This window comes from Acinetobacter sp. C15, assembly GCF_013420645.1.
GTDB lineage: Bacteria > Pseudomonadota > Gammaproteobacteria > Pseudomonadales > Moraxellaceae > Acinetobacter > Acinetobacter indicus.
This window is the reverse complement of sequence record NZ_VOXR01000061.1, coordinates 1-10,358: the sequence shown is the minus strand read 5'-3', so window position 1 is coordinate 10,358 and position 10,358 is coordinate 1. Positions and strand designations below refer to the sequence as shown.

8 protein-coding genes and 1 pseudogene are annotated in these 10,358 nt (G+C 44.2%); 4 read left to right on the top strand and 5 right to left on the bottom strand.

Annotation, left to right across the window (positions count from 1 at the left end; all coding sequences use genetic code 11):
- Nucleotides 1-173 precede the first annotated feature (173 nt).
- The 3 genes and pseudogenes from FTT63_RS14060 to FTT63_RS14050 all read right to left on the bottom strand — a co-directional run bounded on the left by FTT63_RS14060 (nt 174) and on the right by FTT63_RS14050 (nt 2,785).
- A pseudogene (locus FTT63_RS14060) lies at nt 174-1,712 on the bottom strand (hypothetical protein).
- A 174-nt stretch (nt 1,713-1,886) separates the two neighbouring features.
- A complete protein-coding gene (locus FTT63_RS14055) occupies nt 1,887-2,045 on the bottom strand; it encodes a hypothetical protein (protein WP_005179424.1) in 159 nt (52 codons plus the stop codon).
- A 122-nt stretch (nt 2,046-2,167) separates the two neighbouring features.
- A complete protein-coding gene (locus FTT63_RS14050) occupies nt 2,168-2,785 on the bottom strand; it encodes a rhomboid family intramembrane serine protease (RefSeq protein ID WP_005179422.1) in 618 nt (205 codons plus the stop codon).
- 159 nt (nt 2,786-2,944) lie between these two features.
- Here FTT63_RS14050 and nfuA point away from each other — a divergent pair, with 159 nt between their 5' ends.
- The 3 genes from nfuA to FTT63_RS14035 all read left to right on the top strand — a co-directional run bounded on the left by nfuA (nt 2,945) and on the right by FTT63_RS14035 (nt 7,200).
- Nucleotides 2,945-3,583 (top strand): Fe-S biogenesis protein NfuA, encoded by a 639-nt coding sequence (gene nfuA, locus FTT63_RS14045; RefSeq protein ID WP_005179419.1) that lies wholly within the window; start codon nt 2,945-2,947, stop codon nt 3,581-3,583.
- A 179-nt stretch (nt 3,584-3,762) separates the two neighbouring features.
- Nucleotides 3,763-5,832 carry a TonB-dependent receptor domain-containing protein gene (locus tag FTT63_RS14040; RefSeq protein WP_180036484.1) on the top strand — a complete coding sequence of 690 codons (2,070 nt, stop codon included), beginning with the start codon at nt 3,763-3,765 and terminating at the stop codon, nt 5,830-5,832.
- A 75-nt stretch (nt 5,833-5,907) separates the two neighbouring features.
- On the top strand, nt 5,908-7,200 hold the full coding sequence (locus tag FTT63_RS14035) for a class I SAM-dependent methyltransferase (RefSeq protein ID WP_180192431.1): 1,293 nt from the start codon (nt 5,908-5,910) through the stop codon (nt 7,198-7,200).
- Nucleotides 7,201-7,230: 30 nt separating this feature from the next.
- Here the strand turns inward: FTT63_RS14035 and FTT63_RS14030 are convergent, their stop codons facing one another.
- Together FTT63_RS14030 and FTT63_RS14025 are read right to left on the bottom strand one after the other, a co-directional pair.
- Complete coding sequence (locus FTT63_RS14030) at nt 7,231-8,235, bottom strand: hypothetical protein (protein WP_180036482.1); 1,005 nt, start codon at nt 8,233-8,235, stop codon at nt 7,231-7,233.
- Between the two features lie 14 nt (nt 8,236-8,249).
- Nucleotides 8,250-9,272, bottom strand: coding sequence for an alpha/beta fold hydrolase (locus FTT63_RS14025; protein WP_005179410.1), 1,023 nt, complete (start codon nt 9,270-9,272; stop codon nt 8,250-8,252).
- A 309-nt stretch (nt 9,273-9,581) separates the two neighbouring features.
- Here FTT63_RS14025 and FTT63_RS14020 point away from each other — a divergent pair, with 309 nt between their 5' ends.
- On the top strand, nt 9,582-10,196 hold the full coding sequence (locus FTT63_RS14020; protein WP_034598190.1) for a carbonic anhydrase: 615 nt from the start codon (nt 9,582-9,584) through the stop codon (nt 10,194-10,196).
- Nucleotides 10,197-10,358: the final 162 nt, after the last annotated feature.

Genomic DNA, 10,358 nt, shown 5'->3' with positions numbered 1-10,358 from the left:
AACTGTAAAGCGTATATTGCAAGAACGGACTGACCGCTACAAGTCGGAACTGACCGACTCAGGCTCTAGTTACACGCTTGGCAACAAGACATTAACAGAGTGCGAATTAGTCCTTGAGTATGTTTGACTACATTTTAAGGAACAGGGAACGATCGAAGAGAGATTAAAATCTCTTATTTCTTTAACTTGGCCAGTAAGCCTTTAGGCAGCTTCTCGGTAGCAAAACCATATAAGGCTGCAAAAGGCAGGGCAGTACGGGCCAAATATGCGACACGCCATAAACCGCCATGGTTGGCCCCTTCCATCATCAACTCTAAAGGATGGTTCAGAGTCACTTCCGGATTGGCCCCCGACTGTGGATTACGCAGGTCATGAATCCAGAGCGCGGCCATAATCGCATTGGTGGTTTCTGGCGCAAAAGCTTCTACATCAAACAGGCTGGCACCATTAAATGCCGCTTTTAATAACGGATTTTTAGTCACCGAATAGGTCGTGGTTGATGGTGCAATATTAATGCTGACGCGTTGTCCCTGATGACGGGCGAGGGTGGCGCGCCATTGCTGAATACGTTTGGCCAGCGCATAGTTCGGTCCTTGTTCCACCACCAGACAGTCGGAAATCCCGTAATCCTGTCCATTGTCTGAATGCACCAGATCATGCAGGTTTTTCTGGAAGAAATGTTGCGCCGTGACCGTTGAAACCCCACGGGTCAGCAGTTGCTGGGCTTTCGAGCGTTGCTGATACTTGTCTTTTGAGGCCTGAATCACATCGGCAGGCACTGCCTAGACATCGGTTGGGGTGCACATAAACATCAGGCTGGTATCGGCTTTTTGCGTGCTGACGGCCTGCATAATTGCATCCATCGCCATGGCCACACGCACGTGTTTTTCACCATCTAAATAGGCAATGGCAGCCAAATCCAGCTGCTGTTCAAACTGGGTTAGCCACTGGGCAATTTCAGGAGTTTGAGTCAGTAAATTGGCGCCAAGCTGCTCTTTTAATAGCTCAGTCGTGCTGTTTTCATCTACCGCTTCAGTCGCTGGTGCATACAGGGTGGCATTACCCTGTTGCACGGTTTCTAGAATTTTGTTCCAGACCCGGGCATTGGGTAAATCGACCGCGACAATATTGGCTTTCCATTTCGATAGCCAGGTCAGGGGGCCAGCTTCAGAAGCAGCACCAAACAGCACCATGGTACGGTCTGATAAATCGAACCATTCCGGATGAGCGACTGCTGCACGTAAAGCTTGAGCATGACTGTGTTCAATAATCCCGCCATCTTCCCAGCGCTGGATTTGCTCAAGCAGTGTCTGACCTTGCAGTTTCTGTCCCTGATACGGCACATACCATTCCGGCGCCGCCGTGCTTTGGCCCTGGATTTTAACTGTGTGCAAAGGCTGGGCATCGAGGCTCATCACATCTTTCAGCAGATGTTTTTGACCATGTCGATAAAACTCGAAACTGCCATGTGCTTTATTCAGGCCCTGTTCAGCAATTTGAATCGGGTTCTGGCAGGTCTGAATGCCGTATTCGACCAGCGCCTTAAAATATTTGGGATACTGTTTGCGCCAGTTTTTTTCAGACAGGGTTTGCTGGGACAGTTGCGGTGCAACACCGGCCAGTGCCTCGGCAATAATCGCACGTCCTGTGCGTGAAGTACTGGGTTTCTGGTTTTCGAAATGTGGAAATTGTAGGCCGTCTAATGTGGACATGCAAAAACTCGCAGCTTGAAAGCAAATTAATATACAGATGTATACATTATCTATGCCAAATTGTGAGATGGGGTGGCATTAACTACCAAAATTGTATGAATTATCCAATGAAATTGCAGTTTATGAGGACGCAGTAAAAAGCCTCCATTCTGGAGGCTAAATGGAAAAATGGGCTTAGCAGCGGCCTTTTTTGGCCTGACCTGGTGGGCAGAAATCTCCTGGATGGCCATAAATACGTGAGTCAGGATCAATCACCAAACGGCCTTCTGGGGTATGGACGGCACAGGCACTCAAGCTCAGTAAACAGCCGGCAATCAGAAATAACTTTTTCATCTCTCATCTTCCATCTTCGTTATTATTCGAGTAATTTTAGACGCCAACCGCTGCGGCATACTGTGTTAATTTGTAGTTATGCGTTGTCAAAATATACCGCAGGCGCTTCAGATTGCTCAAATTTAGAACGGAAGCTGGCTAAGTTTATTCAGGAAATGCGGAATTAAACGCGGCTCAATCATGATGGTGATAATCACCCCATAGGCTGCTCCCCACAAATGCGCGCTGTGGTTAATATTGGAATTGCCACGTTTACCCGACCAGATGCTATAGGCCACATACAGCACCGCAAAAATAATTGCCGGAACCGGAATAAAGAACACAAAAATCAGTTTCCATGGTTCAAACAGGATATAGGCAAACAGTACTGCAGACACCGCACCGGAAGCACCCAGGCTGGCCCAGCGATGATCATTTTTGTGTTTCAGATAACTCGGTAAAATTGCGGCAATCAGACCGCCTAAATAAAACAGTACAAAGCCCAGATCATACAGATATTGACGGTAAAAGCTTTCAATAATACTGCCGAAGAAAAACAGGGTAATCATGTTAAACAGCAAGTGGGTACCATCGGCATGGACAAAACCGTGAGTAATGAAGCGGTCATATTGACCACGTTCCAATGCCGGTGGCCAGAAAATCAACCGGTTCATGACTTTTTCTTTGGAAAAAGCAATAAAGGAGATAATCGCTGTAATCACAATCAGCGTAACAGTATGATTAAACGGTAAATCTAACATAAACAGATGTTCTTCTTTTCGGGTTTCCTGATCATAATGCCATTAAAAAACAAATGAAACAGAACTTTCATAGGATAATTCCGACAATTTTAGTTGAATTTTTTTAATTCCCCCGCATCTTCAGTTAAAATGGCAACTTCAGCATGAGGAAATATTGTTATGTCGACTGAGAACCACAGCACTGCAGTTGCAGAAGAGATTCCAAACTTATTGATCACCCCAAATGCTCAAGAGTATTTAAAAGATTTATTGGCAAAGCAAAATACACCGGGGATTGGTGTGCGCGTTTTTGTTGAGAATCCTGGAACGCCGCGTGCTGAGTGTTGTATGGCTTATAGTGCGCCAGAAGAAGTCGTACCAACAGATTATAAGCAGGATTATCCGGATTTTCCGGCCTATATCGACACCCCGTCTATTCCATATTTACTGGATGCGGTTATTGATTACAACAAAGACCGTTTTGGGGGCCAGCTGACCTTCCGTGCGCCTAACTCGAAAGTGCCACGCGTGGGTCCGGATGCCTCAATCGAAGAGCGTATTACTTACGTATTACAGTCTGAAATTAACCCGGGCCTTGCCGGTCACGGCGGTAACTGTGCCTTGGTGGAAGTGGTTGAAGATCCGGAACATGGTTTAACCGCGATCCTGAAATTCGGTGGCGGTTGTCAGGGCTGTTCAGCGATTGATGTCACGCTGAAACAGGGTGTGGAAACCACATTAAAACAGCATGTGCCTGAATTAATGCGTGTGGTAGACCAGACTGACCATAGTCAGGCTGAAGGTGCATACTTCAAGTAAGTAGCGAATAAAATTTAGCTTATAAAAAAGGCCTCAAATATTGAGGTCTTTTTTTTTATTTGTATTTAATAATGATAATAATTATCAATAGTAATTGTATTTAGAGTAACATTTGATACAATGCGTCACAATTCCATCAATATTTCTTCATAAATCTACTTTTGGGGCGTAAATAGAGTATGAACACACCGTTTTTGAAATCGACGTTAGCTTTTGCAGTACTTTCAGCAATGGTTTCAACACATGCTGAAGTACAATCAGTTGCAAGTGCTAAAGAACAACAAGAATCTACTTCATCGCTTGAAGCTCCTACATCTGATGCTGTCAAACTCAATACGATTGTGGTCACTGCCAGTGGAACAGAGGTTAACGTGAAAGATGCACCGGCATCTATTAGTGTGGTAACCAGTGAAGATATTCAACGCCAGCCATTTAATAGCATTGCCGAAGTTTTAAGTGACTTACCGGGTGTGACAGGTGGTTATTCAAACGTAGGTGCTGGCTCTAAAATCACTTTCCGTGGTATGCCAGACAAATATACATTAATTTTGGTAGATGGTAAGCGTATTGGTAACCAGTCCTTGTTGGGCCATCGTCCAGACAAAGTCGATCAAGATTTAAACTGGATTACACCAGAAATGATCGAACGCATTGAAGTTGTGCGTGGTTCGATGTCTACGCTTTACGGTTCTGAAGCTGTTGGTGGTGTCATTAACATCATTACTAAAAAAGTACCGAATGAACTCTCAGGCAGCGTATCAGTAAATTACAGCAAGCCAGATACAAGCCAACGTGGTGATACTAAAACTTATGGCGCAACTTTAGCGGGTCCATTAACAGAAAGCTTAGGTTTCCGTTTGGGTGCGAACCGTACTGACCGTGCTGCGGACAAAGAGGCTGATGGTGGCTCTGGTTCTACTGCTGATACAGTCAATGGCCGTTTAACTTGGGCATTATCAGATAACCAAACCCTAAATTTCGATGCCTCTTGGGGTAATGATAAGTCAGAAACTGAAGAGACTGCCGGCGAACAATTCGGTTATGAAATGGAGCGTTTTGGCTTAGGAATTGGTCATGAAGGTCAATTTTCCAATGGCTTAACTACAAATATTGATTTGTACCATAACGAAATCCAAAACAATGACCAATCATTTGTAAATGATGACAAAGTTGAAACTAAAGCACTTGAAACAGTTCTGGATTTAAAAGCTACCCAAGAACGTCAAATCTTTGGTAAACGTAATGATTTAACCGTTGGCGCACAGTACAAATACGAGCAAGTATCTAACGCAAGCAATATGGGTAACTTAGGCGAAGACGTTAATGGTAATCTATTAACAAATAATGATTTAGAGCCAGATAACTATTCATGGTCGGTATTTGCTGAAGATCAAATTCATTTGCAAGACAACTTTATTTTAACCCTTGGTGGTCGTTTAGATAACGATGAAGAATATGGTAGTAATTTCTCTCCTCGTGGCTATGTTGTTTATCACCCGTCAGAAGCATGGACAGTAAAAGGTGGTGTATCAAGTAGCTTCCGTGCACCAAATTTACGTGAACGTTCTGGTACCTCAAGTACGGGTTCTATGGGAATGGGTTGTACTTCTTTAATTCCTTTGGGCTATCCAGGTGGTGGTTGCCAAATGTTGGGCAACCCAGATCTAGATCCAGAAACTAGTGTGAACTATGAACTTGCAGTGGGCTATGAAGAAGATGGTTATGGTGTTGAATTAACTTACTTCTTAAGTGACATCGAAGATCTAATTCAAAATAGCTATTTAGGCTCAACACCAAGTGGCGTATGGTATACGACGCAACGTAACGTAGGTGAAGCACGCACAAGTGGTCTAGAGTTAACCTTTAAATTACCATTAACAGATTATTTACGCTTTAACGGTAATGCGACCTATATGCTTGAGTCTGAGAACAAAACTACAGGTGAGTCACTACTTGAAACTCCTGAGTTAACGTTAAATGGTTCATTGTTATGGGACGTAACAGATTCGCTTAGCTTGCACGCTAAAGTACAATATTTGGGGAAACAATCCTTACAAATTGGCGACACTACGCCTACTTTTGCCAAAGCATATACCACTGCAGATATAGGTGCCAATTATACGTTTAATGATCATTTGACATTCCGTGCTGGCGTACAAAACGTTGCGGGTGTCAAAGTGGATACAGGTGCTGATTATGGAACCAGTAACCCTGCGGTATACTATGCAGGCTTCACCACAAAATTCTAATTGCTAGCTAGACTGCAAAAGCCCATAAAATAGGGCTTTTGTTGTTTTGAATACAATTTAAATAGATAAGTGACTATGATGAACTTACATGATGGATATGTGGTGGATGTGCCATATCCAACTTTTGTACACCGTCAAGCCATGCCGACATGGTTAAATATGGTAGTACAGCAGCAGGGTATACAAGCGCCAGATCTAAAACGACCTTTTCGCTATTTAGAGTTGGGCTGTGCTATGGGTATTCATTTGCACTTAACAGCCGCCGCACATCCGCAAGGTCATTTTGTGGGTGTTGATTTTAATGCCCAACAGCTCTTGGTTGCCCAAGAAGGTATTGAACGTACACATATCTCGAATATTGAGTTGATTCATGCCAGCTTTTCTGAGCTACTGACTCAGCAACTTGAACCTTTTGATTTTATTGTTACGCATGGTGTATGGTCATGGATCGCCCAGGAGCATCAGCAGGCAATTGTTCAATTGGTCAGCCAATTGCTCAAACCCAATGGCATTTTTTATTGTAGTTATATGAGCCATCCGGGGGCGACTCATTTCACTTCAGTACAGAAGTTGATGCTAGAGATGTCACAGCATTTGACAGGAGACTCTGCCAGCAAAGCAACGCAGACTGTACATTTTGCTCGTCGTTTGGCACAAACTCAACGTGGATTATTTGAAAAAGTACCAAGCCTGGCAGATGATTTAACTGCATTGGCACAAGATAAACCCAGCTATATTGCCCATGACTTTTTGTCACAGCATTGGCAGCCACAACATTCTGCGGACATGATTCGCCTGATGGCACAACAAGGTTTGGCCTTTATTGCTGGGGCAGGTGTCATTGAAAATATTGACGTTTTAGAATTTTCACCTGAAGTTAGACGTATGTTAGACCAGTTGCCAGTGCTCACATTACGAGAAACCAGTAAGGATATTTTACGTAATACTTTGCAGCGTCAAGATGTGTATGTGAAAAAGGCGCAAAAACTCAATCAAGCACAGCGTAGTGCCTATTATGATCAGCAATTGTTTTGCCTGACACCGCAAGCACCTGTAGGGCAGTCATTAGCTCAGGATGAAAAGTTGGGGCAGCTTCATGATCTGGTGCCGTTATTTGAACAAGTGCTGTCCAGTTTATCGCAACATGCCATGAGCACACAGCAGATTTTGAAGCGCAGCAAGTTAAAAATTTCTGCACAACAATTTAGTGAGATTTTGATGGTGATGGTTTGGGCTGGTTATGTACATCCATGTGCGGCGCAGCAACATCCACAAATGGCAGTAAAAATGAATATGTGGATGCACGAACAAGCTTTGCCGTGGCGTGTGATTCCTGAATGTGCCACGGCAATTTCACTGTCAAGTTGAAAGATTTTGAGCAAGCCGCAACAGTACAGATCATTCAGGATTTAAAATTCTCTGTGCTGTATCAGAGTAATAAAATTTCTCTAAATAAACACGCGCACGTTCACGTAAATGACCTTGTGAAATCATCTGCTGAATAATCGGTGTCAGCAAGGCATTCAGTTCATGCTGAATCAGCGACTCATTGATATTCAGATCACGCAATAACAGGTCAAAAGTGCGTTCCTGATTACGGACATACCAGGCGTGTACCCCATCATGTAGCTGCTGTTTTAAATAATCACTCTGGCGCATAAAGTCCCAGATTTCATGACCCAGCGCCACAGTCTGTGGCAGATCCTGTACTTCAATATAGTTTTTTAAGACCGACAAAGGCAGGTCTTTAATCTTGTGCCAGATATTGGCCTGCAGATGATAGAGCTTGTCATCATCAAAATGCTGGTTCAGGACCGATTCACTCATCTGGCTAAGCTTTAAGATATTCTTTTGCAAATAGGCGCTGACTGCACTGTCTAAACTGGAATCGGTCACTGTTTCCAGTACCGATTTGCCCATTTTCATAAAACGCGACACGCCAGGCACGCTTTTGGCAATCAGTGAATTGTCCAGATAATCCTGAATCGAGTGCTGGATTAACTGGCTGATCATTGCAGAAAAGGCCGGATTACTGACCACGGTTTTAATCAGACGCTGACGATGGCCACTTTTGCTGGCCACATACTGGGCAATTTTATCAATGGTCAGTACCGGAATGACATCGGCAATTTTGGCGCTGTCATTTACCGGATGCACCAGGGCAAAGCGGATGTGTTCTGCAATCTGTTCAATCAGAAAGGCGCTGGCCGGCGTGTCCAGAATCTGTTTTTGCAGCAGGTCATTCAGCTGTTCGCAGCTCCAGAGATCTTTCAGATGCTGCTTGCGGAACCAGTGATAAAAATGCAGAAATTCCTGCTGTACGGTTTCAGGCTGAGAAAACTCATGTGCTAAAAAGTCAAGATGAGCTTCAATCAACTGCTCAAGCATCGGGTTTTGCTGCATACAATCTCTGGAACTTAATTTAAAGGAATCAGTTTATCAGCTAGCGGGTTTTTTAGGTTCTGTGTTTTGGCCAGGAAGGGTAAATAATGTTGTACCACCTGCTGTTCGGCTTCCAGCATTGGCACATGACCGACATTATTTAAAATGACCGGGGTTTCCGCGCGTTTAAACAGGCCCTGTAATTCTTTGGCCACTTCAACATTAATAATTTTATCGTGCTTGCCCCAGAGAATCAGGGTGGGTGCTTCAATATTGCGGGTGAGACGGGCAAAGCTGTCCGGGGTATAAATCCGGTTTAGGGTTACCATCTGATCAATAAATTTTAAGGATTGACTGGCCCGTGAAATTAACAGTTTTTCCTGGGCAGATTTAAACTGCTCTGGCACTTTCGGCGGGTTTTGCATCAGCTGATGCGCAATATGGTCTAAATCGCCCGGCGCGGTGACCACCAGATTTTTCAGTAACAGCGGGTCTTTGGTATAAGGCGTATTGGAGTGTTTATAAATACCGGCACTGTTCAGCAGGAACAGGCTTTGGGTATCAAACGGATATTGGGCCGCATAGACCGTTGCCACAGAGCCACCCAGAGAATGCCCGGCAATATTCAGCTTGTCGGCAATATTCAAGGTTTCTACCAGCTGACGCAATTGCGCGCTCATGCTCGGTACAGACAGGTCAAAATTGCCCGAACTCTGGGTTTCACCGGTATTGGGTAAATCGGGGATAATCACATGATAGGACGGGGTGAGAAATTTGGCCACCCGGTTCCAGTTGTCGCGGTGTCCGGCAAAGCCATGTAACAGCAAAATGGTTGGCCGATTAACATCGCCGCCTTCATTATAGCGCCAGGTAATATTGCCAATTTTCAAGCTTTTCGAGACCAGACCCGCCGCCTGGCGTTCAGTCTGATAATAATGCTGCACCACCTGCTGTTCAGGCGAGAGTTTGGCGGCAGAGCTGAGCAGAGGCGCAGACAGTGCCAGTGCCAGGACTGCCAGTCGTGGCCAAGACAAAAATCGCGAAGAATCCTGCTTCATTGACGATATCCCCAAGAATATTTTTTAAATAGGCGTCGGCTTGGCTTGTTTGAATTGTGTAAATTTTCGCCTTAAGTCGAATTGAAAATGCTGTTTCTGGTTATTGTAAGGGCTTTGCAGAAAATGTCACCTAGCTGTTTTTTGACCGGGTTGGTGTGCTGCTTTTGAAGTGTGATGTAAATCGCAATTACTTTAGGAAAATTTGAAAAAATTTATCTTATAAAAATTGATCAGCTATTTTTTTTGCAAGTGACTTTGCCCCGGCAGAGGATTAAAATGCTGAAAATTCAAAAACTGGTGGTAACAAGAATGCTCACAGCTCAAGAGGCTTTAGAACGTCTTAAACAAGGAAACCAACGTTTTGTTTCGGGCAATACCAATCATCCGAAACAACTAACCCACCATCAACGTGCAGAGATGGCCGAAGACCAGAATCCTTTTGCGATTGTGCTCGGTTGTTCTGATTCACGTGTACCTGCAGAAATGGTTTTTGATCAGGGACTCGGCGATCTGTTTGTGATTCGTGTGGCAGGGAATATTGTTGCGCCATCTCAGGTCGGCAGTGTTGAATTTGCGGCAGAGCGTTATGACTGCGCCGTGGTTGTGGTCTTGGGCCATAGTCACTGTGGCGCGATTCAGGCCACCATTGATACCTTGATGTGCCCGGACTGTCCACCATCTGCCAATCTGATGTCAATTGTGAACCGTGTTCGCCCGTCCGTAGAAACGCTGATGCAGACTGAACTGAAAAATGATTTGGCCAAGCTGTCGAAACATGCGGTTCGTTCCAATGTGTTTGCCTCAGTCAATCAGCTACGTCATGGTTCAGCAGTGTTAGAAAACCTGATTGAACAGGGGCAGCTGAAAGTCGTAGGTGCAGAATATTCATTAGAAACTGGTGAAGTAACTTTCTTTGATTTTTAATTGATTCTAAAAATAATCAAAAAGCGGGCATTGATGTCACTGCTGTCCCATAGTTTGCTTTAAATAAAAAAACCTGAGTCCTAACAGTTAAAATATGAGTGCAAACAAACACTTTAACGACCAGGATTCAGGTTTTGTCACATCAGAATACCGTATTTCATG

Bases quoted from the DNA above. Each gene is read 5' to 3' on its own strand.
- FTT63_RS14030 (WP_180036482.1), bottom strand. From the start codon at position 8,235: ATGCAGCAAAACCCGATGCTTGAGCAGTTGATTGAAGCTCATCTTGAC.
- FTT63_RS14025 (WP_005179410.1), bottom strand. From the start codon at position 9,272: ATGAAGCAGGATTCTTCGCGATTTTTGTCTTGGCCACGACTGGCAGTC.
- FTT63_RS14055 (WP_005179424.1), bottom strand. From the start codon at position 2,045: ATGAAAAAGTTATTTCTGATTGCCGGCTGTTTACTGAGCTTGAGTGCC.
- FTT63_RS14040 (WP_180036484.1), top strand. From the start codon at position 3,763: ATGAACACACCGTTTTTGAAATCGACGTTAGCTTTTGCAGTACTTTCA.
- FTT63_RS14020 (WP_034598190.1), top strand. From the start codon at position 9,582: ATGCTCACAGCTCAAGAGGCTTTAGAACGTCTTAAACAAGGAAACCAA.
- nfuA (WP_005179419.1), top strand. From the start codon at position 2,945: ATGTCGACTGAGAACCACAGCACTGCAGTTGCAGAAGAGATTCCAAAC.
- FTT63_RS14035 (WP_180192431.1), top strand. From the start codon at position 5,908: ATGATGAACTTACATGATGGATATGTGGTGGATGTGCCATATCCAACT.
- FTT63_RS14050 (WP_005179422.1), bottom strand. From the start codon at position 2,785: ATGTTAGATTTACCGTTTAATCATACTGTTACGCTGATTGTGATTACA.